General features: G+C 58.2%; 24 protein-coding genes. 16 read left to right on the top strand and 8 right to left on the bottom strand.

The annotated features are described in order from the left end of the window. Positions 1-132: 132 nt before the first annotated feature. Both poxB and G583_RS0104255 read left to right on the top strand, forming a co-directional pair. Positions 133-1,854: a ubiquinone-dependent pyruvate dehydrogenase gene (gene poxB / locus G583_RS0104260; protein ID WP_022869957.1), complete on the top strand. Its 1,722-nt coding sequence runs from the start codon at positions 133-135 to the stop codon at positions 1,852-1,854. Between the two features lie 44 nt (positions 1,855-1,898). Continuing rightward, positions 1,899-2,378: a hypothetical protein gene (locus tag G583_RS0104255; RefSeq protein ID WP_156832043.1), complete on the top strand. Its 480-nt coding sequence runs from the start codon at positions 1,899-1,901 to the stop codon at positions 2,376-2,378. Between the two features lie 58 nt (positions 2,379-2,436). Here G583_RS0104255 and G583_RS0104250 read toward each other — a convergent pair whose 3' ends face one another. Next, positions 2,437-2,937: a nucleoside deaminase gene (locus G583_RS0104250; protein WP_022869955.1), complete on the bottom strand. Its 501-nt coding sequence runs from the start codon at positions 2,935-2,937 to the stop codon at positions 2,437-2,439. Positions 2,938-3,081: 144 nt separating this feature from the next. Between G583_RS0104250 and G583_RS14260 the strand changes: the two genes are divergently transcribed. Beyond that, positions 3,082-4,515 (top strand): dihydrolipoyl dehydrogenase family protein, encoded by a 1,434-nt coding sequence (locus G583_RS14260; RefSeq protein WP_022869954.1) that lies wholly within the window; start codon positions 3,082-3,084, stop codon positions 4,513-4,515. Here G583_RS14260 and G583_RS14255 read toward each other — a convergent pair. After that, positions 4,512-5,900, bottom strand: a complete 1,389-nt coding sequence (locus tag G583_RS14255) for an NAD(P)-binding domain-containing protein (protein WP_022869953.1) — start codon at positions 5,898-5,900, stop codon at positions 4,512-4,514. The two genes, G583_RS14260 and G583_RS14255, sit on opposite strands and share 4 nt — an antisense overlap. A 183-nt stretch (positions 5,901-6,083) precedes the next feature. On the opposite strand from G583_RS14255, the gene G583_RS0104235 reads away from it, so the two are divergent. After that, complete coding sequence (locus G583_RS0104235; protein ID WP_022869952.1) at positions 6,084-6,683, top strand: hypothetical protein; 600 nt, start codon at positions 6,084-6,086, stop codon at positions 6,681-6,683. Positions 6,684-6,763: 80 nt separating this feature from the next. Continuing rightward, positions 6,764-8,236, top strand: a complete 1,473-nt coding sequence (locus G583_RS0104230; protein WP_022869951.1) for a hypothetical protein — start codon at positions 6,764-6,766, stop codon at positions 8,234-8,236. Positions 8,237-8,327: 91 nt separating this feature from the next. Here G583_RS0104230 and G583_RS0104225 read toward each other — a convergent pair whose 3' ends face one another. Together G583_RS0104225 and G583_RS14250 are read right to left on the bottom strand one after the other, a co-directional pair. Then, positions 8,328-9,959 carry a solute symporter family protein gene (locus tag G583_RS0104225; RefSeq protein ID WP_022869950.1) on the bottom strand — a complete coding sequence of 544 codons (1,632 nt, stop codon included), beginning with the start codon at positions 9,957-9,959 and terminating at the stop codon, positions 8,328-8,330. After that, on the bottom strand, positions 9,956-10,348 hold the full coding sequence (locus G583_RS14250; protein WP_022869949.1) for a DUF485 domain-containing protein: 393 nt from the start codon (positions 10,346-10,348) through the stop codon (positions 9,956-9,958). Before G583_RS14250 ends, G583_RS0104225 begins: the two co-directional genes overlap by 4 nt. A gap of 245 nt (positions 10,349-10,593) precedes the next feature. Between G583_RS14250 and G583_RS14245 the strand changes: the two genes are divergently transcribed. The 6 genes from G583_RS14245 (at position 10,594) to G583_RS0104190 (ending at position 17,194) form a co-directional block, all read left to right on the top strand. Beyond that, on the top strand, positions 10,594-11,325 hold the full coding sequence (locus G583_RS14245; RefSeq protein WP_022869948.1) for a sensor histidine kinase: 732 nt from the start codon (positions 10,594-10,596) through the stop codon (positions 11,323-11,325). Beyond that, positions 11,322-12,089: a LytR/AlgR family response regulator transcription factor gene (locus G583_RS0104210; RefSeq protein WP_022869947.1), complete on the top strand. Its 768-nt coding sequence runs from the start codon at positions 11,322-11,324 to the stop codon at positions 12,087-12,089. Before G583_RS14245 ends, G583_RS0104210 begins: the two co-directional genes overlap by 4 nt. Continuing rightward, positions 12,086-12,586, top strand: coding sequence for a DUF485 domain-containing protein (locus tag G583_RS16215; RefSeq protein ID WP_022869946.1), 501 nt, complete (start codon positions 12,086-12,088; stop codon positions 12,584-12,586). The genes G583_RS0104210 and G583_RS16215 overlap by 4 nt, the downstream gene beginning before the upstream one ends. Continuing rightward, positions 12,586-14,076 carry a sodium/solute symporter gene (locus tag G583_RS0104200; protein WP_022869945.1) on the top strand — a complete coding sequence of 497 codons (1,491 nt, stop codon included), beginning with the start codon at positions 12,586-12,588 and terminating at the stop codon, positions 14,074-14,076. The genes G583_RS16215 and G583_RS0104200 overlap by 1 nt, the downstream gene beginning before the upstream one ends. A gap of 346 nt (positions 14,077-14,422) precedes the next feature. Continuing rightward, positions 14,423-16,450 carry an HNH endonuclease signature motif containing protein gene (locus G583_RS0104195; RefSeq protein WP_022869944.1) on the top strand — a complete coding sequence of 676 codons (2,028 nt, stop codon included), beginning with the start codon at positions 14,423-14,425 and terminating at the stop codon, positions 16,448-16,450. 63 nt (positions 16,451-16,513) lie between these two features. Beyond that, positions 16,514-17,194, top strand: a complete 681-nt coding sequence (locus G583_RS0104190) for a hypothetical protein (RefSeq protein WP_022869943.1) — start codon at positions 16,514-16,516, stop codon at positions 17,192-17,194. Here the strand turns inward: G583_RS0104190 and G583_RS14235 are convergent. Then, positions 17,191-18,432, bottom strand: coding sequence for an MFS transporter (locus G583_RS14235; RefSeq protein ID WP_211210736.1), 1,242 nt, complete (start codon positions 18,430-18,432; stop codon positions 17,191-17,193). The two genes, G583_RS0104190 and G583_RS14235, sit on opposite strands and share 4 nt — an antisense overlap. 134 nt (positions 18,433-18,566) lie before the next feature. Here G583_RS14235 and G583_RS14230 point away from each other — a divergent pair, with 134 nt between their 5' ends. Genes G583_RS14230 through G583_RS0104160 form a run of 5 tightly spaced genes read left to right on the top strand, consistent with a single transcriptional unit; the run spans position 18,567 to position 23,361 of the window. Then, positions 18,567-19,532 carry a siderophore-interacting protein gene (locus tag G583_RS14230; protein ID WP_022869941.1) on the top strand — a complete coding sequence of 322 codons (966 nt, stop codon included), beginning with the start codon at positions 18,567-18,569 and terminating at the stop codon, positions 19,530-19,532. Continuing rightward, the gene (locus tag G583_RS0104175; RefSeq protein ID WP_022869940.1) at positions 19,529-20,575 is read left to right on the top strand and encodes an iron-siderophore ABC transporter substrate-binding protein; all 1,047 of its coding nucleotides are present in this window, start codon (positions 19,529-19,531) and stop codon (positions 20,573-20,575) included. The genes G583_RS14230 and G583_RS0104175 overlap by 4 nt, the downstream gene beginning before the upstream one ends. Before the next feature lie 7 nt (positions 20,576-20,582). Continuing rightward, positions 20,583-21,563 (top strand): FecCD family ABC transporter permease, encoded by a 981-nt coding sequence (locus G583_RS0104170; protein WP_029629249.1) that lies wholly within the window; start codon positions 20,583-20,585, stop codon positions 21,561-21,563. After that, a complete protein-coding gene (locus tag G583_RS0104165) occupies positions 21,560-22,588 on the top strand; it encodes a FecCD family ABC transporter permease (RefSeq protein WP_022869938.1) in 1,029 nt (342 codons plus the stop codon). The genes G583_RS0104170 and G583_RS0104165 overlap by 4 nt, the downstream gene beginning before the upstream one ends. Further along, a complete protein-coding gene (locus tag G583_RS0104160; RefSeq protein ID WP_022869937.1) occupies positions 22,585-23,361 on the top strand; it encodes an ABC transporter ATP-binding protein in 777 nt (258 codons plus the stop codon). Before G583_RS0104165 ends, G583_RS0104160 begins: the two co-directional genes overlap by 4 nt. Positions 23,362-23,372: 11 nt before the next feature. On the opposite strand, the gene G583_RS0104155 is transcribed toward G583_RS0104160, so the two are convergent. The 3 genes from G583_RS0104155 to G583_RS14225 are packed head-to-tail and all read right to left on the bottom strand — an operon-like array spanning position 23,373 to position 26,230. Further along, positions 23,373-24,386: a DctP family TRAP transporter solute-binding subunit gene (locus tag G583_RS0104155; protein ID WP_022869936.1), complete on the bottom strand. Its 1,014-nt coding sequence runs from the start codon at positions 24,384-24,386 to the stop codon at positions 23,373-23,375. 15 nt (positions 24,387-24,401) lie between these two features. Next, on the bottom strand, positions 24,402-25,676 hold the full coding sequence (locus G583_RS0104150) for a TRAP transporter large permease (protein WP_022869935.1): 1,275 nt from the start codon (positions 25,674-25,676) through the stop codon (positions 24,402-24,404). Continuing rightward, positions 25,673-26,230 carry a TRAP transporter small permease gene (locus G583_RS14225; protein WP_022869934.1) on the bottom strand — a complete coding sequence of 186 codons (558 nt, stop codon included), beginning with the start codon at positions 26,228-26,230 and terminating at the stop codon, positions 25,673-25,675. The genes G583_RS0104150 and G583_RS14225 overlap by 4 nt, the downstream gene beginning before the upstream one ends. Positions 26,231-26,268 lie beyond the last annotated feature (38 nt).

The following is a 26,268-nucleotide window of genomic DNA, read 5'->3' as shown; positions in this document are numbered from 1 at the left end:
GATTGAACAATCATGTCGTCAGGCAGTGCGAGCATTCCGCCAAAAATACCTGTCCTGTAGCGTGGAAGACAGAATTCAGATTCGCAAACATCTGGTTTGCGAGCTGTGCATTCGAACTATTCAGGAGGAAGCATGGCGACCGTCGCAGAACATTTCATTTCAACATTTGAAGCCAACGGGATCGATCGTATTTGGGGTATCGCGGGAGATTCCTTGAACGGGTTCACCGATGCCATGCGGAACTCAGATGTTGAGTGGATGAACGTTCGACATGAAGAAGCTGGAGCGTTTGCCGCAGCCGCCGAAGCCGAAATGACCGGTGAACTCGCGGTCACGGCCGGGACCGCCGGACCTGGCAACTTGCACCTGATCAACGGGCTTTATGATGCTCAGCGTTCGCGTGTTCCGGTGTTGGCGATTGCCTCCCACATCCCGGCAGAAGAAATTGGGACCGGCTACTTCCAGGAAACGCATCCGCAAGAACTGTTCCGCGAGTGCAGTGTTTATGTTGAACACGTCAGCGATATTGGGCAATTGCCGCGGCTGCTGACCATTGCCATGCGTGCCGCAGTCGAAAAACGCGGTGTGGCTGTCTTGGTGATCAGTGCTTCGATGTTCGTCACCGAGCTTCCGGATGCCAAACCAGAGATTATCAAGGCCACCAATTCTCGGATCCTGCCCGCCGACGAAGAGCTCAACAGTGCAGCCGAGCTGTTGAATAGTTGTAAGAAGGTCACCATCTTGGCCGGGGCTGGTGTGGCAGGCGCTCACGATGAGCTGCTAGAAATCGCTGAGCGAATCCAAGCGCCCATCGTGCACGCGATGCGCGGTAAAGAACACGTCGAATACGACAATCCCTATGACGTCGGCATGACCGGCTTGTTGGGTTTCACCTCAGGGTACCGAGCCATGATTGATGCCGAAGCACTCCTGATGATCGGTACCGATCTGCCGTATCGACAGTTCTATCCCGAAGATGTCCCGGTGATCCAGATCGATAGTCGTGGTGAACAAATTGGCAAACGCGTGCCCGTTGAAGTCCCACTGGTGGGCACTGCCAAAGACACGATCCGCGAACTGCTTCCGCTGCTGAAACCGGCTAAATCCTCGCGACATTTGTCGAAAATGCTGGACCACTACAAGAAGACCCGGTCCAAGCTCGATGATTTGGCCCGGCCATCGCGCGGTTCGCGACCAATACACCCGCAGTACCTCACCCGCGTGCTCGATGAGAAAGCCAGCGACGATGCCGTATTTATCCCGGACGTCGGATCACCGGTGGTCTATGCCTCGCGCTATCTCCATACAACCCAAGATCGTCGTGTGATCGGCTCATTTGCCCACGGCTCGATGGCCAATGCGGTGACCATGAGTATGGGTGCACAAGTTGTTTCACGTGATCGCCAAGTCATCGCGCTGGCGGGAGACGGCGGACTGGGCATGATGTTGGGCGAGCTGCTCACCGTGCGTGAGCACAACCTTCCGGTCAAGATCGTCGTCTACAATAACTCGTCGCTGAACTTTATTGAACTGGAAATGAAAGCCGGCGGATTCGTACCGTTTGCCACCGACCTAGAAAACCCCGACTATGCAAAAGTCGCTGAAGCGATGGGGATCTGGGGCAAACACGTTGAACGCAGCAAAGACCTACCCCGGGCAGTGGAAGAATTCCTGGCCCACGATGGCCCGGCGGTGCTCGACGTCGTCACAGAACGAGCAGAACTGACCATCCCACCAACTATCTCCGCCGAGCAGATGAAAGGTTTCTCGCTATATGCTCTGCGAACCGTGTTGAGTGGCAAGGGTTCTGAGCTCGTGGACCTCGCTAGAGTAAACTTGCGCCACATACTTTAATCCTTTAGCGACTGCTGAATAATGCACCTACCGAAAGGCCTACTATGTCAGCAACACCAATGAAAATCGGCATGTATCACTTCGCACGCATGATGACGTCGAAGAGCACACCGGCGGTTGTGACCATTTCGCCGGGTCGCATCCACGTTGCGACAGCCGAGCAGGTGTTGCTTGACGCTGCACCCGGCCAACTCCAGCTCAAATTCAGCAAACTCTCCGGAGCTATCACCCTGCTGACACCGGCGGGCAAAGTGATCCTCGCCGGCGTGGGGTCTGCCTCCGCCGCGCCACATTCACCGCAGCAAGAAGAAGAAATTCGGGCGGCTCAACAAGTGGCCTCGCAGGATCCACAGATCAGCCACATTGGGCTGAGCCAACTGCTGTGGGCCGGACGCACCACCAGTGTTGATGGCACATATCAGGGTGGGTTGAAATCGATTCTCGACGGCGACGCTGGTGCACAGAAGCGCATCGGGCAAACCGTCCGAGAGGCGATGTTGGCCGCGGGTGTACAACCTGCCTAGACCGTAGGCACAGCACCGGCTACCATTTGGCGGCGTCGTCAGGACCGCAAAGGGTGATCTATTGTTGCTCGATACCGTGCAGTTGCAGGTGCAGCTGCCGGACCTGCTCGGCGAGTGCAGTATCCGGACCTGCCGTGTGAACACCCGGCGCCACGGCGTTAATCGGCAGTGTCGCAACCGGGCGCGCTTCAATACCCCACTGTTGGTGCCACGCGGAGAGTTGCTCACTACTGGTGGCGTAGACAATTCGCCCAAGCCCCACCCATGCGTGAGCTGCCGCGCACATCGGGCAGTGTTCTCCAGACGTATAGACGACGGCGCTGGCCCGTTGTTCCTCGGTGAGATGCTCTGCTGCCCAGCGGGCAATCGCAAACTCCGGGTGCCGGGTGCGATCACCGTCAGATACCCGGTTCCGATCGCTAAAGAGCACTTCGTCCTCGGCGCTGACGAGTAGCGACCCAAACGGTTCATCGCCGTCGTCCAAAGCTTCTTTGGCCAGCTGTACGCATCGCTGCAGGTAGTCGCGGTCCTGGTGTGTCAGATCGAAATAATTCGCCATGCCTCCATGCAAACACGAATCGGGGCGAACCGAAATGCTCGAGGATCCTCGTCCACCTCAGCCCTAGACGTGTCGGTGGAGTTGCGGAGAGGATGGAGAGAGCAGAAGACGTTTTGCAACGTGGTCTCAACCAAAGGAGGAGCCATGTCTGCCACTGATTCAACCACCGAAACACAAGAATTTGATCTGATCGTGCTTGGCGCCGGACCGATTGGCGAAACTTTAGCGCTCGCCGTCGCACAACAGGGTCTCAAGCCGGTCATTGTAGAACACGACCTCGTCGGTGGGGACTGCGCATATTATGCGTGTAAGCCCTCCAAAGCACTGCTGCGTCCGGTCGAAGTGGCCGCCACCACCCAGCATTTGCGCGGTGTAGGAGGTTCCCGTGTCGGCGCCGATGATTTGCTGAAGCGACGCGATGAACAGGTCTCCAACTATGATGATTCCGGTCAGGAAGAATCGCTGGAATCCTCCGGTGTGACCGTTGTGCGTGGCCACGGGCAACTCAACGGGGAGCGCACCGTTGAAGTACACGGTAGTGATGGTGCAGCGCAAACGCTGCGGGCGACTCGCTCCGTCGTGGTGACGACGGGAACCACCCCGAATATCCCACCGGTATTCGAAGGTATCCCGGTGTGGGATTCGCAAGATGCCACGTCGGTACAGGATGTACCGGCCCACCTCGTCATTATTGGTGCGGGTGCGGTCGCATGCGAAGCAGCCAGCTGGATGAATTCGCTGGGTTCGAAAGTCACCATGTTGGTGCGCGAAGGGTCCCTGATGAGCAGCGCTGAACCATTCGTCTCCGACATTCTGACCGATCAATTCAGCGACGCCGGTATCGACGTCCGCTTCTACACCGAGGCCACCCAGGTCCAACGTCCCGATGGTATGGACCAGGGGCTGGGCAAGGTGAAGGGCGGACCCGTTTCGATCCGGACTTCAGAAGGTGAGACATTACAGGCTGATGAGGTGCTGCTAGCTACGGGACGCCGTCCTGCACTGGAGTCGATTAACCTTGAGTCGATAGGTCTCAGTGCTGACGACGTTCTGGAGCAGCGCACGCCTGACTGGTTGCACGCACTGGGCGATGCCGGCGGCAAACACCAGCTGACGCATATGGGAAAATACCAGGCCAAACAATTTGCGGCCGGATTCCTGGGCCAGCAGGTCGATGAGCCCTCGATCGAACCACCGACCCCACAGGTGGTCTTTACCGATCCACAGGTTGCATCGGTTGGGCTCACAGAAGAAGCGGCTACTGAGGCCGGCTATGAGGTGGTCACCGGTGAAGTTGATTTTGCCGACGTTGTGGGAGCCGGATTATTGCGTGACGACGTCGTCGGCAAAGGCAAGATCGTAGTTGACAAGACCACCGGGTATTTGCTGGGCGCGACCCTGATGGGACCAGAAACCGGTGAGATGCTCCATGCCGCAACGATCGCGATCACCGGGCAGGTGCCGGTATCGACGCTGCAGCACGCAATCCCGGTATTCCCCACGGCATCAGAAATCTGGGTGGGGCTGCTCGATCAGGTCACCGGGTGGTCACGGACCGGTTATGAACCGGTGACCTAGGACCGGGCCGTTCGGGGTTCGTCGGTGGCCGCCCGCGTTTCTAGGGTGCTGGTCATGAATGTCTCGAGCGAGTCGTCTAACAGCTCCATCCAATGATCGGGCAGCGGTGGTGCCAGCGTCCCGGTGATGGTCGAGCGGTAGGACTGGTTGCGATACCCCATGATGTCGTCTTGTTTATGTTGCAGCCAGAGTTTGAAGAGTTCGGCCTGTTCCTCTACGGCAAAGTCCGGGTAATCGGTCATGCTGATGAGATCCCTGGTGTAGGCGCCCTGGAAATCGATGGCATCGTTGGAATCTTCGATTTGGGCTTCGCGGTCGAGCCAATCCAGCACATCGTCGTGCATGGTCTCAGCATCTGGCAGCGTGATGCGGCCCAGTATCACATCGCGTGCGAACCAGGCCTGTGCATCGAGCATATTGAACGTGAAATACTGGTCCTGCATCCCTAGGTACATCAGCTTGGGATTCTTCTCCCACACCACACCCTTATACAGGTCTGGTGCATACATCCGATTTGCGGTAATCAGGCGGAGGTCGTCGGGTAGATACGGGAAATGGTGCAGATAGCCCGTACACATCACGATCGCATCGAATTGCTCTTCGGTGCCGTCGATGAAGCGAACCGTATTTTTGTCGACGCTGCTGATCAGTGGTACTTCTTTGAGCGGATGCGGCCAGTCATAGCCCATCGGTGCAGAACGATAACTGAAGGTCACCGAGGCGGCTCCATACTTATAACACTGCGAGCCGATGTCTTCGGCGGAGTAACTGCTGCCGACCATGAGGATGTGCTTGTCAACGAACTCTCGTGCATCGCGGAAATCATGGGCGTGCATCACTCTGCCGCGGAACGTTTCTAGGCCATCAAAATACGGCATATTTGGGGTCGAGAAGTGACCGGTAGCCGCAACAACCCAGTCGAATTCTTCAGACTTTAGCCTGTTGTTCTGATAATCCATGACCGTGACGGTGAAGCGTTCGGTGGTTTCGTCGTAGCTGACCCATCGAACCGCGGTTTCAAACTCAATGTACTGCCGTACATCACTCTGTTCTACCCGGCCCATGATGTAATCCTGCAGCACCGCCCGGGGTGGGTAGGAAGGAATCGGGCGACCGAAGTGCTCTTCAAATGAGTAGTCGGCGAACTCGAGGCACTCTTTGGGGCCGTTGGACCAGAGATACCGGTACATGCTGCTGTGGACGGGTTCGCCATTTTGGTCCAAGCCGGTACGCCAGGTGTAGTTCCACTGGCCGCCCCAATTGGGTTGTTTTTCGTAGCACACGAGGCGGGGGATATCTGCACCCTGGCGCCGCGCAGAATCGAAGGCGCGTAATTGTGCGAGCCCGCTAGGGCCTGCACCGAGGATGGCAACGCTGGACGTCATGGACGGACCTCTCGTTAGAAAACAGGATAGTACTGTGATATACATCATATGTGCTGGTTAGAAAGCGTGTAAAACAGCAGCGGCGCGGTAAGAGCTTGAATCCCCGGCGTCGCGGTCCCAAGGTTTTGCGCATACTGTAGTGCACACAAAATATGCAGTTTCAAACACGCGAGAGAGGGCCACATGCCGCAGGAGCGCAGCTATGGGCACACACACCACCCAGATGGTTCACGCCCTGCATTGCCGACGCAGCAGGTTTTAGACGGAGCGTTGAGCAACCGGCTCACCTGGAATATTTGGCTGTGGCTCGTGTGGTTGTTGCCGGCCGTGCTGATCGTTATCAAGGTAAGCATGCCCGGTAGCATGGAGAAACTGTTCCTCATCATCTTGTCTCCGATCGTCGTGGCGCTTTCCGGATTATTGGGATGGTTGCCACGATTTGTGTTGAAAAAACGGGGATTCAGGTATTCACCCAGTGGTGTGAGCGCTGTTTTTGCTGTGCACTGGTGGGCCTTTAGTCTGTGCGTGCTCGGCCTCGGCGGTGCTGACCATATAGGGCCGATTCCATCGCCGCTCGATAGGGCCCTGCCGTTTCTGGGTGGAGAGATAGGTGGCGACGTTACGAGCTTCAGTATGGGGGTCGTTGGGCTCAGCTACGTCGCGCTTGTCTCGTTGGCTGTCTGGACACCACTTGGTTCTCAGCAGCGTCGCGCATCCTGGGCCGTGTGGGTCGCGGCTGCGGTCTCTCCGCCGCTTCTGATCGGACTTGGCGTGCTCTTCTAAGGGCGTTATGCCGGGCACATCTTTGCCGTGGACGCGCCGTTCACCGCAAATTTCCCGGGTATTTTTGGTACCGTCACCTTATGACAGATTCGACGTCGCGGTCTCACGACCCAGATTTTCAAGACATGCTGGCCCAGTCCGGCATGCAACACATGCCGGAGCAGGGTGACGAGCTCATGCAACAGCTCGCCCCGTTGCTGTCCGCAGACGGCATTGATGTAGACAACCTCGACGACGTCGACCCGAGCCAGCTCGAGACCGCCATGGCTCGTGCTATTGAACGCCACAACTTGGAGCTGATGACCCCCGTGAGTGATGAACGAGCACGCACTATTAATACTTTGCGAGATATTTCGCAGGCATTAGATGCCCAACAACACGATAAAGCCGTGGAGATCCTCGGGAGAATTGGTCCGGAGGCAGAGGAAGGTCTCCCAAGCGCCGGTCACGTGACCGGTGTCGCCATGGAATCCCTGGATGCCTGGTACGCCAGCGGCGCACTACAAAACGGCTCGGCCCGCGTATCCCAACGCGAAGCGCCACGTTCCGTCCGGAAAATCACCCCGGACGTAGAAGCGCTGGCTCGCAAAGGCCGCGCGTACAGATCCATCGGCAGCTTGCTGCGCCGCAACCCCGAGTCAGCGGTCGTCGGAGCAGGTGCCTACATGGTGGCCGCAGCCGTCGCTGCACTGGCCGAGCACCGCGAAGCCTCTTTTGACGACGTCCTGAACGAGCTCCTGCCCGCACAGCAAGTGGCCGAAGCTCCTGCTGCAAAACCAGCAGCTGAGCCTGCGGCAGAATCAGCCGTGAAGCAAGCACCGGCGAAAGAAGCTCCAGCAGCACAGCCGAAACCCGCTGCAAAAACCCAGGAGAAGGCGGCCGACACCGCCGCACCAGCGGACGACCAGACTGATGTGAGGGGCCGCTACACCGCGATAGTCGAAACTCGTTTCATGGCCGGCGTCAAAGAATTCCAGCAGTGGATGGGTGACTCGCACCCGGTAACCGGCACAGGTCTACCCAAGCGCGCTGACATTCAAGACGTTGCCGCGACCATCGGCATCGAGGCTGAAGGCGTTGCGAAAAAACAGGACCCGGCAGAAGCCCCTGCATCGGACACCGATCTCAACGTAGTCGCTGGCACACAGCCAACTCGCTATGTGCAATCAGCACAGGCCCTCCCAGAACTCATGGCCTTCCTCGAAGCACTCCAGGAGTTCCAGCTCATCGAAGTTCTCTCGACCAAGGTACAACCCGGTGCTCGTGCACAGGCCTTCGGTTTCGAGGACTTTGAACAGCTCGACGCAGCCGAAGAACTCGTGGCCACTTACGTTCGTGCAACCCTGACCTACGCGACCGAAGGCGATGCAGCAGCACGGACCGCGCAGTTCGCACTTGGCAATGGTGACGTCGACGAGACACTCATCCCACGCTTGCGTCAGCTGGAAGCTATGGACCTCATCGCGATCCAAGACGGCACCGTCGTCATCCCGGCACCGCTGAACGCTGCCGTACGCAACGGCCTGGAGCAGGCAGCACAGCACTCAGCCTAAACACCTTCCAACAGAAAGACCGGGTCTCCGTATTCGTAATGAATACGGGGACCCGGTTTTGTGTTGTTCCGTGGTGGTGAGTCCCTTCGCTTTAGTGATCGGTCGCTTCTTCAGCGCCAACACCGGTCAGCGAACGAACCTCCATTTCGGCCTGCTTGCTGACATCCTCGCGAGTTTTCGAGGTCTTCGAACCGATCCAACCCAGCAGGAAGGACAGCGGGATCGAGACGATGCCAGGGTTTGTCAGTGGGTAGAGCGCCAGATCTACGTCTGGGAAGAAGGACGACTCCGCACCCCATAGCACCGGCGAGACGAGAATCAGACCGATTGATGCGCCCAGACCGCCATACATCGACCACAGTGCGCCGCGAGTGGTGAACCCTTTCCAGAACAGTGAGTAGATGATGGTTGGTAGGTTCGCCGAAGCCGCCACCGCGAAGGCTAGTGCAACGAGGAACGCAACGTTCTGCCCCTGGGCGCCGATACCGCCGAGGATCGCGAGAATACCAACGACAACTACAGTCGCACGTCCTGCTCGCATCTCACCTTTGGAATCGATCTTGCCTTTCTTGATGACCTGACCGTAAATGTCGTGGGCAAACGATGCCGAAGCGGTAATCGTCAGACCGGCGACTACAGCCAGAATGGTAGCGAAAGCAACAGCTGCGATCACACCGAGCAACAGGGTGCCGCCCAGTTCATACGCCAGCAACGGTGCCGCGGAGTTCTGTCCGCCCGGCGCATTTGTAATTGCTTCTGGGCCGACGAGTGCCGCTGCTCCGAAGCCGAGCACCAGGGTGCACAGGTAGAAACCGCCGATGAGCCAAATAGCCCAAACAACAGATTTGCGTGCTTCCTTTGCAGTTGGCACGGTGTAGAAACGCATCAAAACGTGTGGCAGGCCGGCGGTACCAAGAACCAGGGCAAGACCCAGCGAGATGAAGTCCATCTTGGTCAACGTGGATTCGCCGTATTGCTGGCCTGGATCCAGGATGTCTGTTGTGCCCGCAACGGAGGCTGCTTCGCCGAGCAGTCCGGAGAAGTTGAAACCAAACAGTGCCAGCAACCAGACACTCATGATGCCCACGCCGATAAGCAGCAGCGTAGCCTTAATGATTTGTACCCAGGTGGTGCCCTTCATTCCGCCGATGAAGACGTAGAAGATCATCAGCAGACCGACGACGGCGATGACGAGTGACTGACCCACGCCGGAGTCGATACCTAGTAGCAGAGAGACCAGTGCGCCAGCACCGGCCATCTGTGCCAACAGGTAAAAAATTGAGACTGCCAACGTGGAGGTTGCAGCGGCGATACGAACCGGGCGCTGTTTGAGGCGGAAACTCAACACATCCGCCATGGTGAACTTACCGGTGTTGCGGAGCATCTCAGCTACGAGGAGCAGCGCGACGAGCCATGCGACCAAAAAACCGATCGAATACAAGAATCCGTCGTAGCCATAGATCGCGATCGCGCCAACAATACCCAAGAAGGATGCGGCCGAAAGGTAGTCCCCGGCAATCGCGGTACCGTTCTGCGTGCCGGTAAATGAGCGACCACCGGCGTAGAAGTCCGCGGCCGTTTTAGTTTTCTTGGAGGCCCGCAGTACCGCGAAGAGCGTGATGGCCACGAAGACCAGGAAAATACCGATATTTGCCCAGGGGCTACCCACCTCGGTGGTGAGTCCCTCATTAGCCTGGGCGCTGAGGATAGCTAACTGTGTCATGACTGATCTCCTGAACCCTGACCTGAAGACGCATAGTTGGTGTCGTCAGTTGTATCTTCCGGTGCTCCCGCGCCTGCGGCTTCCATGGATTCGCGAAGATCGGTAGCAATCGGGTCGATCTTGCGGTTCGCATAGGACACATAGGCGCCGGTGATAATGAACGTGGTGATGAACTGGGCGAGACCCAGCAGGATGCCTAAGTTGATATTGCCGAAGACCTGAATAGCCATGAACTCAGGAAAGAATGCCGCCACGATGACAAATCCCAGGTACCAGATCAGGAAGATCACGGTCATGGGGAAGACGAAGCTACGGTGTGTGCGCCGCAGCTTTTGGAACTGATCGGAGTGTTGGACTTTCGTAAAGTCCGAATAATCGAGGGTACTCATGTTGATCCTCCAGGGTGGAGCTTGGATATCGATCTCATGAAGCACACGGTAGTGATGTGATGAGGGTCACGGAACGACGCGGTGGGGAATCTGCGCTAAGCGGCACTGTCTGTGAGTTGAGCGGTTTGGTAGATCGATAAAGTGATAGCAATCACCTAGCATAAAGGTATGTTCAGGTTCTTCTTACGTCGTCGTGCGGTCGTCGTTGCGAGCACATTTGCCGCTGTCAGGTGGTATATCACGTGATGCTGCGTAGAAAATCGCGTCGTCGAACGCCAGAGTCTGAACCGGATTATCAGCAGCTGGTGCAGCTCACGCGCGAGCAACTCATAGAGGCTCAGCTGCGCAGTCTGCGATCCCAAATATCACCGCATTTCATCTACAACTCACTCAACGCTATCGCCGGTCTCATCCCGACCGATCCAGCACGAGCACGCGAATTGCTCATCGATTTCGCTGACTTCACAAGGTACTCGCTGGGCACCGAAGGCGATTTCACCACACTGGAAGATGAGCTGACCGCCGTTGAACGGTACGTCGTGTTAGAGAAAGCCCGCTTCGGATCGCGGTTGCAGGTCAGCCTCGACATTGCCCCGGAAGTGCTCGGCGTCGAAATTCCTTTCCTAAGCGTCCAGCCGCTCGTCGAAAATGCGGTTCGCCACGGCATGTACAACTCGGATCGCGACGGTCAGGTGTTCGTGCGGGCAAAAGACGTCGATACCTTTTCTCAGATCAGCATTGAAGACGGCGGCGTCGGTGCCGATCCGGAATACATGGCCAAAGTCATGAGCGGCCAAGCGGAAAGTTCGCACGTTGGGCTGCGCAATGTGGATTTACGCCTGCGCCAGGCCTACGGCGCTGACCACGGATTGCAGATCGAAACACAGCTCGACGCCGGCATGAAAGTTTCGATGCGCATTCCCAAATTCAAGGCGCCATCACACTTCATTCCGCCAATGACCGCGGGGCCCGCATGACCACACAGGTACCAGGGTTGCAGGTGCTAGCAGTCGATGACGAGGTACCCGCGGTTGAACAAATGCGGTGGTTGCTCGAAGCTGACCCGCTGGTGTCCGCGGTGCAAACCGCCACCAACGTTGCCGAAGCGCGGCAGGTCCTGGCCGACGGGAACATCGACGTTGTCCTGCTCGATATTCACATGCCCGGGCCCACCGGTATGGATCTGGCCCACGAGCTGCGCCGTGCGAACAATGGGGACACCCCACACGTGATTTTCGTGACCGCCGATGCTCGTCCGGCCGTGCATGCCTTCGAGCTGGACGCGCTCGACTACCTGCTCAAACCCGTGCGCCCCGCACGGCTACACGAGGCACTGCGAAAAACGCTCAACCGGGTCGACACCGGTGCGATAGAACAGGTGCCGGAGCAAGGCAGAGTGGCGGTACAACAGGGCTCGCAACAGGTCTTCATCCCCATCCGTTCCATCCGCTGGGCCCAAGCCCAAGGCGACTACGCCCGGATCCACACCGCCGATGAATCCTATCTGCTGCGCATTTCACTGGCCGGGATCGAAGAAGACTGGGCAACGTATGATTTCGTGCGCATTCACCGGTCACACATAGTGAACCTCAATTTCGCCACTAAAATCGTCCAGCAGGAAGGGCGCATGCGAATCCACATTGACGATAACGAGCTGCCGGTCAGTCGACGCCTCATGCCGCAGGTCCGGCAACGGCTCAAGCAATTGAATTTTCGATCGGTTTCCCGGAGTGATGGATGACCCACCGGCGCCACCCCGACGACGGTTCCGGAGACGACCTCCCAGCCCCCGACGACGACTTCGTACTCGACCTCATACGCGAGCCCGCACCACCACAAGACGTCCCCGAGAGTATCCGCGCCATGCGAGCCCGACGCGTCCAAGTCCGCATGCCAACGGGAGCCCCCAGCGTCAAAGAAGTACTGCTGAATCCCTCCGAGACCTCGGGAAGCACGCAACCATCACGCAGCCTGCTCCGCAAACTCATGCGCGCGCAGCTGCGGCTCGGCGTCACCCTGGTGTCATGGTTTTTCGGTTTGGTCGTCGTCGTCAATGTAGCTTTCGGCTTCAGCCCAAATCTCGCCTCGCTCGCGGTCGCGAACGTTCCGTTAGAGTGGTTCATCCCCGCCGCTGCGTTCATTCCGTTGCTCATTGCACTTGGCTGGTTCTATGTCCGGCGAGCTACCGCCAACGAACAAATGCTTGAGCCCCGGCCCAACCAAGAGGTGCGCCAGTGATGCACGAACCCCTCCTGGTGCTAGGGTCCATCGGCCTCGTCTGTGCGGTGACTATCATTATCAGCGTGCACGGACTGCACCGTAGCCGTACCACCCGCGACTTTTACGTGGCATCGCGCCGGGTGCCACCGTGGATGAACGCCTCTGCCGTTGCCGGTGAATATCTTTCGGCGGCAAGTTTCCTCGGTGTTGCCGGGCTCATCATGGCCTACGGTACCCACGGGCTATGGTTTCCGGTGGGCTACACCGCAGGCTTCTTGTCACTACTCGTTTTCGTAGCCGCGCCGCTACGACGCTCGGGCGCTTATACGATTCCCGACCTCATGTCGCTACGGTTTCCCTCCAAGCTGTTGCGTCGACTCACCGCCATGATCGTCGTATTCACCGGCTGGCTCTACATCGTGCCGCAGCTGCACGGGGCCGCCATTGCCTTGTCGTCGACCACGGGTCTGCCCGCCTGGCTCGGTCCCGCCATCGTCATCCTGGTTGTGCTGCCCACTGTTGTGTCCGGCGGCATGCGCTCGGTGACCCTGGCCCAGGCCGTGCAATATTGGTTCAAACTCTCCGCGCTCTTGATCCCAACCGTTTTCATTGTGCTGCGCCTGGGAGTGGGGGACACCAATTTCATCCCAGACCTCGCCAATGCTTTCGAGGTCGAACTCGTCAACGACACCCAGACGAGCACCTACCGCACCGTTTCACTGGTCGCAGCCCTAATGCTTGGCACGCTCGGGCTGTCGCATGTTTTGGTCCGTTTCTATACCAACCCGGACGGCGGGACGGCCCGACGCACCACCGTCTTGCTCCTGTGGCTCCTAGCCGGTTTCTATACGCTGCCGATCATTCTCGGCGTCGTCGCCCGCGCAGTTTTGCCCGAACTCGGCGAAAGTGCGAGCACCGATACCGCACTGCTTCAACTGCCGACGGCACTTTTCGACGGCCTGACCGGCGACCTGTTGACCGCACTCGTAGCCGGCGGTGCCTTCGCCGCGTTCCTGTCGACCGCTTCTGGACTGGTCGTGTCCATATCCGGTGTGGTGTCACAGGAATTTTTCGGTGGCACCGTGCGCGGCTTCCGTGTTGGGGCCATCCTGGCGATGGTCTTGCCCATTGTGGCAACGTTCGTGACCACCGGGCTCGCACTCGCAGGCGCTGTTGCCATGGTATTTACGTTCACCGCCTCGTCATTGGCGCCGGTCGTGTTGTTGGCCATTTGGTGGCGAGGCCTCACCGTCACCGGTGCTGTCTCCGGCATGGTCACAGGTGGATTTATGTCTCTCGCCGCGCTGCTCGCCGGGCATCTGCTCGATGACGCTGGCATGTCGATGGCCGTGTTGCAGTATCCCGCACTGTGGACCATTCCGTTGGTCCTGGTAGTCACCATGCTGGTGTCGTCCCTGGGCTCACAGCGACCACCGGAGAATACCGACGAAGTGCTTGCGCGGTTACATCTTCCGGAATCGCTGAAACAGGGCACCCACTCTTCATAGCTGCAGGGCCACATAGCGCTAGCCATTCCTTATTTCCACCTTTTGTGTCTGCACCAGCCTGCGACAGCATCCCTGAAGTCTGTGGAGAACAGCAGCATGTCAGATTCCGTTATCCACAAACGGTGCGACACGCAACACAAAAATATCTACATATGATAAAGCGTCACAAACCATATTCAGACATATTAATAAGTTAATTAAAATATGCTAAAAGTATTGCTTGGTTGGTGCGGTTCGGGTAGAATAGTGACAATATCCAATCAGCAACTCAGTGCTCCTATCTCTGTCGTCCAAGCCCCTTCACCGCCGGTTAGCTAGCTTTTCTTTTGCATCGAGAGGACTTCTTGTGGATCAAACATCGATCTTCACAAACCTCGGCGCCGCCGTGTCAGTGGATGCGATCAATGAGGACTTGATTGACGATATGAGCCTCGGTGAACTCGCCTATGCTCGTGCACTTTTCAATCAGAAATTTTCTGAACGACTCTCGCAACCAGGTGCAGAAAACGACGTTGCTCTTTATCGCAAGAGTTCAGGCGCTGACTGGTCCGGCTTTGCGGCACAAGGCGACTCGCAGAACACCGTAGAGGGCGCCGTGGAGCCAACACCTCCTGATAATTACGTTGATACCCTCCCTGCCATCACCTCGTTAATGGCCCAGCATGATCGCGCTAATGACGCGGCGATGACCAACCTCACGCGCCTATTGCAGATCGCCCAGAAAGACCAAACTGCCTATCTCGGAGTTCCTGAAGGACTGAGGGGATTCCGCGATGTTAGCGAAATTATGCGCAGGCAGCTTCGAATGTCGGGGCATAGAGCGAAACGACTGCAGATACGAGCGAAATACGTTTCCCATGCAGTAGCTACAGATCAAAATCCAGCCGGCGTCGAGCCCAAGCTGCCAAATATCGCGGCGTCGTATGCTGCCGGAAATATTCCGGGTGAGAGCTTGGACCGAATTGCCGCGTTTGACGAGGACCTGACCAAATATTCCAACACGGTGAAAAGACCGCTGGATTACAAGGATCGGGTCATCCGGGCGTTCGAGCCCACTTTGCTGGAAGCTGCGGAATCTGCATCACCGGAGGAACTGTCTCAGGCTCGCCAACGATGGGCCGAACAGGTCGCTCACCATATTGACGCAGACGGTCCACCACCGTCAGACGCTCTCAAAAAGAAGCCAGATAATGCACTACATCTACGGTCCCATGAAGATGGTTCGGCAACAGCATCGATGCACATGGATCCGGTTTGGGCAGCAACGCTCAAGGAATTTCTGAACACGAATCTGAACTACAAGGGCAAGAAGCCGTTACTGCCGGAGAACATCGAAAATCTCTATGAAGCAATGGCTGAAGCAAAAACTGCGCAAGACGCTGCAGAATCGGAGCGCCAGCGGCCTGCTGGTACAACTAAAGATGAGACCCCAAAGAGCCAACGACAAGGGCCCACCGAGCATGGAGACAAGCTGGAAGCATTACACGACATGCTGGGATCCAGGCCCGAGATCGACGATCGTGTTCCAAGTCAGATCGAAGCCAGTCTCCCGCAGCCGCTTCCCGCCGACGCGGTCATTGCCGAGGATGAACAAGGTAACGAGTACACAAAGCAACAAATCGACTGGATCGATCAGCTAACTCGACCTCAGCGCGCCGGGGCTATCTTATTAGGCGCCATCAATGCAGTGATGAGCATGCATCCCAAGGATGCAGCAGCAAAGCGTGCTCATGGTTCAGCTGCCAAACTTGTTATCGTGCAGGATATTCAGACGGCGCATGCGACGTTGGGTTTGCCAGCGCTGCCTCAGGAGGTGCAGCGACCGCCGGGACCTTCGGGTATTTTGCCGCCGATAATCAAACGATCGAATCCGAATGTTCGTGACCGATTAGAAGCAGTTTCTGAGCCTGAACAAGAATTCACCGGTTATGCCAACCCGGTCCCTTGGACTCGATATCAATCAGAAGTCGTCAATATCGGACCAATGCACCCCGGACATCTCGGGCCGAGGTTATGCGATACGGAACTGGTGGGCCAAATATGGAACGGCGTGGACATCGTCTTGAACGAATATCGGAGTAAGAGGTTATTTACTACGGCGCAGCGAAAGGCTATCCTCGCGCGGGATAAGGGCTGTCAAGCACCCGGCTGTATTGTGCAAGCGACCTACTGCCAATGTCACCACATCGAGGAGTGGGCCGAGGGCGGGGAAACCAACGAGAACAACTCCATCACATTATGTCCGGCGCATCACCCTGACGTACACAACGGCAATTGGACCATACTCAAAATTGATGGAGTGACATATTTCCGGCCGGCCAAATGGCTCGACCCGGACCAGCCACTGCTCAGAAACTTGTACTGGAATTCATGAACATGCCTCGCGACGGTCCATTTGGAGACTGCGTTCTGCCAATGAGGCTGGTACTGTCGCCGTATGGATAAAGCGAAGCCCCCTTTCGACGAAGCGGATGACGCCGATCTGCTAGCACGGATGCAACGTGATCCCGAGGCAATTGACGAGGTCTTAGAAGAACTAAAACCCTTACTGGCCGCTGACGGAATCGACATCCACGACCTCCCCAATGTCGATCCCGATGAATTGCACGCGGCCATGACCCGGGCAATAGAACGCCATCAATTGGAAGCACATACCCCTGTCGGTGATGCTCGTACATTGACGGTTGATACGATACGCGACATCTCCGAAGCCCTGTATCAACAGCAACCGGCGCAAGCAGAGAGCATGCTGCGCTCCCTACCGCTGGAGCCGACAGCAATTCTTCCAAGCAATACTTACGTCACGGGTCTAACCTTGGAGACGCTCGACTCGATATACACCAACACGAAATTGCGAACAGCACTCGGTATCGTGCGTCTGCCCGAACTCTCAGACGCCACACGAGCTGCAGCCCAGGATATTCAAACATTCGCGATGCAAGGGCGTGCATTCCATTCCCGAGACAAGATGGTCACGACGCACAACACGCGTGAGGTCGGGCGAGCAGCGGTATACCTCTTCGCCGCAACCGCAGAAGCCATAGCGGACCACAGCAAACTGCAATACCCAACAGTTGTGGACCAACTCCTGGAATCTAATCCGAACGCATCTGCCTAAGACTTGTCTTCTGCAGAACTCAACTGTCGCCGTCGCAAGAAAAAGGTCGGTACCCAAACGCCGACGGCGGCCAAGGCGAGTGCGGTTCCCGCTAGAGCTGGAGCCGAATAACTGAACCCTGCTGAGATCACCAGCCCGCCGATCGCAGCACCAGCCGCATTGGCAAGGTTCAGCGCCGAATGGTTCAGGGCAGCCGCAAGCGTTTGAGCATCACCGGCAACATCCATAAGCCGGATTTGTAAGCTCGGAACAAGGCTGGTGCCAAAGAACCCGACCACCCCAAAATTGATGACGCCAAGCACCGGATGTGCTGACGTGAAGTAGAACGCGGTAAGAGCGGTCGCGATCATCAGCAGTGCAAACAGGATGCCAAATTCCAGGTTCCGGTCGGCCAACCGGCCACCGAACCAGTTGCCCGCAACCGAACCAACCCCATACACCATCAGCACCAGCCAGATCCAAGACGGGTCCAAACCGGCACGTTCCGTCATGGTCCACGAAATATACGTGTAAACGGCGAACATGCCACCAAACCCCACGGTCCCCATCGCCAAGGTGAGCCACACCTGACTGCGCTTCAGCGCACCAAGTTCGGTGGCAGGATTCGTCGGACGCATCTTCGTCATATGGGGCATCAAGAACCACAGCGCCCCGATCGTTGTCAGTCCGATGAGCGCCACCAGTGCGTAGGCGGCAGGCCAACCGAGTGCTGCCCCCAAGGCTTGAGCCGCTGGAACACCAACAACCGTGGCAACGGAGAGGCCCATGCTGATAAACGCCACTGCTCGACCGCGCTGGGCAACGGGTGCCATCGAAGCTGCGGACAGGCCGGCGACCGAGAAGTATGCGCCGTGGGGGAGTCCTGCAATGAACCGGGCGAGAAGGAGCACTTGGTAGTTATCGGCGAAAACAGATAAGCCATTGCCGATCGTGAACGCAGCCATCAGGATCAGCAGGAGTCGACGCCGCGGAACCCGGCCGGTCAGTGCGGTAATAAGCGGCGCGCCGATAACCACACCCAGGGCGTAGGACGTGATGATCACGCCGGCGGTGTCCTCGGTTATCTGAAAATCCTCGGCGATCATACTGAGCAAGCCCATCGAGACGAACTCGGTGGTCCCGATGCCGAAGGCACCCAGCGACATCGCCACCATGACAATCAGGCGACGCTTTTCGCTGATTTGCGTCTGAAGAGGGCGCGGACGTCTACGGAGAAGTTTGGGCTTGGAGGAGTGCACAACGAGTCAGTGTAACAGTGACTGGTGAAAAACATTTGTCTTAGGGTAGGCTAACCTCATTACAGATCGCATGGCTGTCTTATCGGCATGCCGTGGTTGATCGCAGCCCGTACAGCCCATTGCAAGGAGCCGCCATGATGAGTGGTGCCCACGGCCCCGTCCGCGGAATAGTTGAATCAATTGAAGACCTATCCTCCACGTTCCGCAGAATCACGTTTTCCGGCCAGGAGCTGCAGGACCTGGCCACCGACGGTCCGTTCTACGATCAACGAATCAAATTGATTTTGCCCAATACTGCCGGGGCGCTTCCGGATATTCCCGACTCGGAGGACTGGTATCAACAGTGGCTGGCGCTGCCGGATCACGAACGCGGCATCATGCGCACCTATTCGATCAGGGACCTGGTCCGGCAGGATGACACCACTCGTCTCACTGTCGACTTTGTGCTGCACTTCGCAGACAACGGCTCGACTGGCCCCGCAGCGGCCTGGGCGGCAGAGGCCGAAGTGGGCTCCGAATTACTGCTGGTCGCACCACGACACGGGCAACCACAATCGGGCATTGAATTCGCTCCCGGTGACGCCGATGAGGTCGTCCTACTCGGGGACGAATCCGCGGCACCTGCCATTGCTCGGATCGTTGAAGACCTCAAAGCGACGACAGCGGCACCCCGGGTGTGCGCCTATATTGAAGTTCCCGAATCCGCCGACCGGCTGACGATCGACGCTCCGGGCGATGCGAAGGTTACCTGGTTGCCACGTGGTGCAGCATCGGCTGGTGAACCGCTGGCCGATGCCCTGGGCTGGCATGTTGAACCAGACGCATCAGATGAGTCTTCGGATGATCTGCTGTGGGAAACACCGGTGTTTTCGGCGTCGGGCGAAGAACTTACCGAGGCTGCTGCACCACAATCCGGCACGTACTACTGGATTGCCGGTGAGAGCGGCGTCATCAAACGTTTGCGCAGATTTTTGGTGCGTGAAGTTGGCGTTGACCGAGCCCAAGTGGCCTTCATGGGGTACTGGCGGCACGGCGTCGCCATGCGCGGCCAACTCACAGGCGCTTCGAATTGCTACTGCACATCTCAAGGAGAATTATGACAACTTCCACGGCAACACGGCCGCACCGGCGCTGGCGTAGTGCGCTGGCCATTGCGTTTACCGCGAGCATGGCCCTGAGTGCCTGTTCGGGTGACGACGACGAAAATACATCGTCGGGCAACGGCGATTGGGAACCGGTGACCATCGACAGTGCGCTGGGAACCGCCACGATCGAAGAGGAACCGGAACGCATCGTGACCCTGGGCCAGGGTTCGACCGAAACCGCGATCGCGCTGGGCACCACGCCGGTGGGCATGGAAGAGTACACGTGGGGCGCCGATGATTCGGGGTATCTGCCCTGGATCCAAGAGGAAGTCACCGAACGTGGCGATGAGCTGCCAGAACTCTTCACCGGTGCGACCGAACTCGACATCGAAGCCATTGTGGAGCTGGAACCCGATCTGATTTTGGCACCGTGGTCGGGGGTGACGCAGGAGCAGTATGACCTGCTGTCGGATATTGCACCGACCGTTGCGTATCCGGAACAGCCTTGGACCACCGAATGGGAACAGCAAATCGAGATTATCGGTGAAGCCATGGGTCAGGAAGAAGAAGCCCAGGGACTGATCGATGACATTGAATCCCAGTTCGATGAGGCACGGAACGAGGACTACGAAGACGTCACGTTCTCCTACATTTACAACACCGGGCCGGGCACGCTGGGTGTGTTCTACCCTGAAGAGCAGCGCGTGGCCATGGTCTCGGAGCTTGGGCTGACGCCTGATCCGGTGGTTGAAGAATTGCGTGCAGACTATGACGAACCGGGAACCCAGTCGGCGCTGATTGGTTTGGAAAATGCCGATAAGTTGGCGGATTCGGATCTGATCTTCACCTTCTATATGGACGAAGCCAACCGTGAAGAAACTGAATCCCAAGACCTTTACGCCAGCATCCCGGCGATAGAAAATGACGCCGTCGTGGCCTCCGAAGATCAAGCGTTTGTGACGGCGTCGTCGATGATCAATCCGTTGACGGTCCCGTGGACGTTGGAACGGTATCAACCCATGATTGACGAAGCGATCGAAAACGCGGAGCAAAACTAACGCCGTCATGCGCCGAGCCATCATCCTCGCCGCCCTGGTGCTTGCTCTGGCGGTAACCTGTCTGACGAGTCTGTTCCTCGGCAGCCGCCCCAACGGCATTTCCGACGTCGTGGCCGCGCTGTCGTCGACGGGCGATGCCTACCTGACCAGCGTGGTGGATTCGCGTATCCCGCGCACCGTGATGGGGGCAATCGTTGGCGCCGGGCTGGCCGTGTCGGGCACGTTGATCCAGGGGATTACCCGCAACCCGCTGGGGGAGCCTGGCATCTTGGGCATCGGGGTGGGCGCTTCGGCGGCGGTGGTTACCGGAACCGCCTTGTTGGGTGCGCTCGGGGCCACCTCGACGATGTTCTTCGCACTCATCGGTGCGGTACTGGCGGTGCTTGTTGTGCTCGCGCTCGGCGGGAGGTCTTCGGCGCGCGGTATCGTGCCCTTGATCCTTGCCGGGGCCGTGATCTCGGCGGTGCTCTACGCCTATATCAACGCCATGGTGCTGTTGAAGCCCACGGTTTTTGACTCCTATAGGTACTGGATGGTTGGCTCACTGGCCGGCGTTGAATTAGCACAGCTCAGCCAGGTTGCGGTGCCCTTGGTGCTAGGTATCGTGCTGGCCTTGGGCATCGGACAAGGGTTGAACGCGCTGGCACTGGGGGATGAAACCGCGATCTCGCTGGGGTTCCGCATCGGACAAACCCGGCTGATCGGTATTATCGCGGCTGCGCTGTTAGCCGCGGCGGCTACTGCGATCGCCGGGCCCATTAGTTTTATCGGACTGGCCGTCCCGCACATCATCAGGGCGATGTTCGGTGACGACTTCCGCTGGCGTATCCCAGCCGCCGTCGTCGGGGGAGCCCTGGCGTTGGTCGCCGCTGACATTCTGGCGCGCGTACTCATTCGACCACAGGAATTGATGGTCGGGATCGTCACCGCATTTATTGGTGCACCATTCTTACTGGCCGCCGTGCGGCGCGGGGCGGTGATGAAATGACCGTCAAGATGTTCCGTGTGGGTGAGCGCATCGCTCTGGGCTACCGCCGTCGGAGCGTACTGATTTGGTTGGTGATGACGGCGGCGATCCTGTCGCTGGCCGCTGCGACGTTGATGCTGGGCAAACTTGGCCTGAGCCCGGCCGACTTCGTCGACATCCTGAGCGGTGAAGCCAGTACGGCAACCGAATTTGTGCTGCAACGCGTGCGCGGCCCCAGGGTGCTGATTGCCATCATGGCGGGTGCCGCATTCGGACTCTCCGGTGCACTGTTCCAAAATGTGACGCGCAATCCGCTGGGTAGCCCGGATGTACTTGGTCTAGCAGCAGGCGCCGGGGCTGGGGTGGCCGCGGCATCGCTGTTACCGTGGGCGATTCCGACAGCGGTTGGTGCGCTTGCCGGAGCAGGCATCGCCATCGGCCTGGTGATTGTATCGACCGGCAGCGGGTTGTCGTCGACGTCGAAAGTCATTATTTCTGGGATCGCGGTCGCGGCCATTGCCACCGCGGTCACCCAGTTCGTGGTCACGGCCACTCTGCGTGATGAAGCCAGCCGACTAACCGCCTATCTGGTGGGTAGCCTGAACTCCCGCGATATAGGCCAGGTCGGACTCATCGCCGCCACCCTGGTGTTAGCCTTCCCCGTGATCCTGTGGCTCTCGCCGCGGTTAGAGCTGATGGAACTAGGCGACGAACTGACCACCTCGCTGGGTGGTAAAGCCGCTGCCACGCGCACCCAGGCGATTCTGGTTTCCGTGGTGTTGGCCGCAATGGCTGTTGCCGTGGCCGGACCCATCGCCTTCGTCGCACTGATGAGCCCGCACGCAGCTCGCATGCTCACGCGAACGTCGGGCCCCAACTTGGTGGGCAGTGCGCTGACCGGTGCGCTACTCATGGTGCTGGCCGACCTGGCAGTTCAGCAACTCCCGCTCGTCGAGGACCTGCCCGTCGGCATCATTACCGCGGGCTTTGGGGGAGTGTTTTTGGGGTATCTGCTGCTGACCGAATTTAGGAAAGGACAATCATGACCGGACTGACCGCCACCCACCTCACCGTAGGTTACGGTGCCGCCCCGGTGTTATCCGAGCTGGACTTCACCGTGCCGGAAGGTCGTTTCACCGCCGTCATTGGTCCCAACGGTTGCGGCAAATCGACCCTGGTGAAATCGTTATCGCGAGTCCTCACCGCGCAGGCCGACATGGTGCAGCTCGATGACAAGCCGCTGCAGAAACTCAAACCCAAACTGCTTGCCCAACGCATCGCGTTACTGCCACAACACCCCGTCGTGCCCGATGGTGTCACGGTCCGAGGACTCGTGGCTCGCGGCCGGTATCCGTATCATCGGCCGCTCAAACAGTGGTCCGCCGACGATCCGGCGGCCATCGCACAGGCGCTGGAAGACACCGGTATGACGGCGTTTGCTGATTTTCCGATCGATGAACTCTCGGGTGGGCAGCGCCAACGGGCCTGGCTGGCAATGGTTTTGGCGCAGCAAACCCAATACGTTTTGCTCGATGAACCGACGTCGTTTCTGGATATTTCACACCAGATAGAGGTCTTGCGGTTATGCCGGGCGATTACCGCGAACGGTCGCACCGTGTTGGCGGTACTGCACGATTTGAATCAAGCGGCCCGGTACGCCGATGAGCTGGTGGTCATGCATCGTGGTGCTATTGTAGCCCAGGGTACACCGCACGATATTCTGACCACGCAGCTGATTACCGACGTCTTTGGCATGGAGTCCATGATCGGATCGGATCCGTGGAGTGGGACCCCGATGGTCGTGCCCGTCGCTGACTAGCCGCTGAGGGATTAGCCCTCGTCGGCAACGGAACGAATGCTCTCCAGGGTTTCCAGTTCGCCGGCACTGAGATTGTTTTCTAAATGCTCCAGTGCCTTGTCGCGGAACGCGTCACGGTCGACATCCTCGATGACGGTCGGCGTACCCTGTTCGGCCCAGCGAGTGAGCACTTCCTCTTCTTCGGCTTCAGCACACGCCCGGTTTTCACTGCGCGTTTCGGTAACAGATGCTTGCAGCTGTTGTTGCTGCTCGGCGGAGAGCCGCTCCCAAGTTTCATCGGCGACGATCACCAACTGGCTGCCGACGGCGTGCCGCGAGAGACTCACGTAGTCGACCACTTCGTCCAGACTGTTCTGGGCGGTGTAGGCGATCGGGTTTTCTTGCCCGTCGGCGATGCCCTGCTGCAGGGCCATATAGACTTCCTCGACCGCAACGGCCACCGGCTCAACGCCCATGGCTTCTGCCGACATCAGGTGCGCCGGTGAATCCGGATACCTCAGTCGTAGCCCATCGAGATCTGACGGTTCGCGAATCGGGGCGTTAGCCGAGAAGGTGCGGTCGCCCTGATACCAAATATCCAGGACCTTGACGCCGGTTTCCTCTTCGAACGAGTTGATGACCTCATCGGAGGCGTCGCTATCAAACCAGCGGAACAGGTGGTCGGCATCATCAAAGACATAGGCCATGTCGAGCACACCGATCGGCTCGTGGACCGATGCCAACGCTGAACTGCCCTGGAGATCAAGATCGATATCGCCGTTCATCATCGAGGTGAAACGATCGGTATCACCACCGAGCTGCGAGGACGGATAGGTATCGATCTGCACATCGGCGTCGTTCATATCCTGCTGCACAAGTGCCGTCCCGCACGCATTATGCGGGTGATTCAGGGTATAGGAGTTCGCAAACGAGAGCTGTTCGGAGCCCTGCGTTGCGAAATGATGCAGCGATGGCATGCCAACCAGCGTGGTTCCAACGAGGACGGTTCCTGCTGCGAATGCGCCCCAACTTTTCTGATACTTCATAATAATTTCCGCCTCTCAGAATCCAAGCAGATTCGGAACGAAGGTGACGATAGCAGGGAAGAAGGTCAACAGCAGCAGCACCAGGAACATAGGGATCAAGAATGGTGCGACGCCCTTGAACACGGTTTCTATCGGAGTGCGCACAACCGAGCTCATGACGAACAGCACGCTGCCCACCGGTGGGGTGAGTAGACCGATCATGAGGTTCAGAATCATCACGACACCGAAGTGGACGGGGTCCACACCGAACTCGACGGCGATTGGCAGCAGCACCGGCACCGTGATCAAAATGACGGCGGTCGCGTCGATGAATGCTCCCAGAATGATCAGCAGCAGGTTGACCGCCAGTAAGAACAGTACCGGGCTTGAGATATTCGACGTCATGAAATCTGCCAGGTTTTGTGGCACCTGTTCGCGGGATAGGACCCAGCCCAACAGCGACGCGGCCGCAATGATGAGCATGATCGAGCCCGTGGTCACGGCTGTTTCACGTAGTGCATTGAGCACGCCCTTGAACGTCAGGGTGCGGTAGATAAAGCCCAGGGCCAGGATGTAGAGCACACCGATGGCGGCGGCTTCGGTCGGGGTGAAGAACCCGCCGAGAATACCACCGAGGATGATGACGGGGGTCAACACCGGACCGATGACGCGAATCGACGCGGCTTTGATTTGTTCGGCGGATCGTGGGGATTTCTCCAGTTCACTGTTTTTGCGCACGTACAGATAGACCGTGACCAGCAGGGCTGCGGCCAGAATGAGCGCCGGCAGGACGGAGGCGGCAAAGAGCGCGCCCGTTGACACGGTGGCTACCGAGGCGAAAATAACCGCCGGGATGGAAGGCGGCATCATCGGGGAGATGAGTGTCGCCGAGGCGGTGAGACCGGTGGCAAATCCGCGCCGATATCCCGTTTTCTCCATGGCCGGCACCATGATTTTGCCTAGCGCCGCAGAGTCGGCCAGTGCCGAACCCGACATCCAGGAAAAACCGACACTCGAGGCCACGTTGACGTAGCCGAGACTGCCGCGCACCCGACCCAGCAGGGCCAGCGCGAAATCGAAGATGCGATCAGCGATGCCCGCGGAGTTCGCCAGCGTCCCCAAGAGGATAAACAGTGGAACAGCAAGCAGCGGGAAACTGGCGGTGCCTTCGGCCGCGATCCGCATCGCAAAGCCCGGAGAGTTACCGGACATCAACATGTACATCAGGGACGGGCCCAGGAAGGCCAGACCGACGGGAACTCGAATGATCAGCAGGATCGCAATGGCGACCGCGAGGATGAGTAAGCTCATAGCTGGTCCTCCAGTTCAACGTCGGACGGTTCTTCGACCGGTACGAGATTCTCTTCGGGCGCGTAGACGATATTGAAGAGCGCCTGGAGCGTGGCCGACGTAAACGCCACTAGCGGCACCAGATAGAGCACCCACAGCGGAATCCCCGTAATGGCCAGGGTCTGTTCCGTATCAGCGGTGACGAGGGCAAAGGACTCTTGGGCGAAGGCCGCGCAGCACATCGCAACGATGATCGACGAAACGACGATGACCACCCGGCGTGATGATTCCGAACCGACCTTGAGGATGACATCGATGCTGATATGCCGACCTTGCCCAACCAGCGAGCCAACCATCAGGAAGGTCAGCGCCATGAGCGAATAGCGTGAGAGCTCACCGATCCAGGGTGAGGTTGCCACCGGAAAATAGCGCTGGAAGACCTGGACACTGATCAACACCAGGATGAACAGGATGAGTCCAGCGCCCAGAAACTCCTCGAATTTCTGTAACGCCTTGAGTGCTCTGGGGCGCGGTCGCTTCCCCATGATGTCGAAAGGTTCGACTGCGTGCTCCATGGCACAGCCCCCTTGTGAATAGTTCTATATTGCGAAAA

The organism is Yaniella halotolerans DSM 15476, from assembly GCF_000420805.1.
GTDB classification, from domain to species: Bacteria; Actinomycetota; Actinomycetes; order Actinomycetales; family Micrococcaceae; genus Yaniella; species Yaniella halotolerans.
The sequence above is the reverse complement of the archived record's forward strand: the minus strand, read 5'-3'. Positions and strand labels throughout refer to the sequence as shown.

Excerpts from the sequence above, each read along its gene's own strand:
- G583_RS14245 (WP_022869948.1), top strand. The coding sequence starts at position 10,594 with ATGCTGCGTAGAAAATCGCGTCGTCGAACGCCAGAGTCTGAACCGGAT.
- G583_RS14230 (WP_022869941.1), top strand. The coding sequence starts at position 18,567 with ATGATGAGTGGTGCCCACGGCCCCGTCCGCGGAATAGTTGAATCAATT.
- poxB (WP_022869957.1), top strand. The coding sequence starts at position 133 with ATGGCGACCGTCGCAGAACATTTCATTTCAACATTTGAAGCCAACGGG.
- G583_RS0104150 (WP_022869935.1), bottom strand. The coding sequence starts at position 25,676 with ATGAGCTTACTCATCCTCGCGGTCGCCATTGCGATCCTGCTGATCATT.
- G583_RS14225 (WP_022869934.1), bottom strand. The coding sequence starts at position 26,230 with ATGGAGCACGCAGTCGAACCTTTCGACATCATGGGGAAGCGACCGCGC.
- G583_RS0104210 (WP_022869947.1), top strand. The coding sequence starts at position 11,322 with ATGACCACACAGGTACCAGGGTTGCAGGTGCTAGCAGTCGATGACGAG.
- G583_RS0104250 (WP_022869955.1), bottom strand. The coding sequence starts at position 2,937 with ATGGCGAATTATTTCGATCTGACACACCAGGACCGCGACTACCTGCAG.
- G583_RS0104190 (WP_022869943.1), top strand. The coding sequence starts at position 16,514 with ATGGATAAAGCGAAGCCCCCTTTCGACGAAGCGGATGACGCCGATCTG.
- G583_RS14260 (WP_022869954.1), top strand. The coding sequence starts at position 3,082 with ATGTCTGCCACTGATTCAACCACCGAAACACAAGAATTTGATCTGATC.
- G583_RS14255 (WP_022869953.1), bottom strand. The coding sequence starts at position 5,900 with ATGACGTCCAGCGTTGCCATCCTCGGTGCAGGCCCTAGCGGGCTCGCA.
- G583_RS0104255 (WP_156832043.1), top strand. The coding sequence starts at position 1,899 with ATGTCAGCAACACCAATGAAAATCGGCATGTATCACTTCGCACGCATG.
- G583_RS0104165 (WP_022869938.1), top strand. The coding sequence starts at position 21,560 with ATGACCGTCAAGATGTTCCGTGTGGGTGAGCGCATCGCTCTGGGCTAC.
- G583_RS0104235 (WP_022869952.1), top strand. The coding sequence starts at position 6,084 with ATGCCGCAGGAGCGCAGCTATGGGCACACACACCACCCAGATGGTTCA.
- G583_RS0104160 (WP_022869937.1), top strand. The coding sequence starts at position 22,585 with ATGACCGGACTGACCGCCACCCACCTCACCGTAGGTTACGGTGCCGCC.
- G583_RS14250 (WP_022869949.1), bottom strand. The coding sequence starts at position 10,348 with ATGAGTACCCTCGATTATTCGGACTTTACGAAAGTCCAACACTCCGAT.
- G583_RS0104175 (WP_022869940.1), top strand. The coding sequence starts at position 19,529 with ATGACAACTTCCACGGCAACACGGCCGCACCGGCGCTGGCGTAGTGCG.
- G583_RS0104200 (WP_022869945.1), top strand. The coding sequence starts at position 12,586 with ATGCACGAACCCCTCCTGGTGCTAGGGTCCATCGGCCTCGTCTGTGCG.
- G583_RS0104155 (WP_022869936.1), bottom strand. The coding sequence starts at position 24,386 with ATGAAGTATCAGAAAAGTTGGGGCGCATTCGCAGCAGGAACCGTCCTC.
- G583_RS0104230 (WP_022869951.1), top strand. The coding sequence starts at position 6,764 with ATGACAGATTCGACGTCGCGGTCTCACGACCCAGATTTTCAAGACATG.
- G583_RS0104170 (WP_029629249.1), top strand. The coding sequence starts at position 20,583 with ATGCGCCGAGCCATCATCCTCGCCGCCCTGGTGCTTGCTCTGGCGGTA.
- G583_RS0104225 (WP_022869950.1), bottom strand. The coding sequence starts at position 9,959 with ATGACACAGTTAGCTATCCTCAGCGCCCAGGCTAATGAGGGACTCACC.
- G583_RS16215 (WP_022869946.1), top strand. The coding sequence starts at position 12,086 with ATGACCCACCGGCGCCACCCCGACGACGGTTCCGGAGACGACCTCCCA.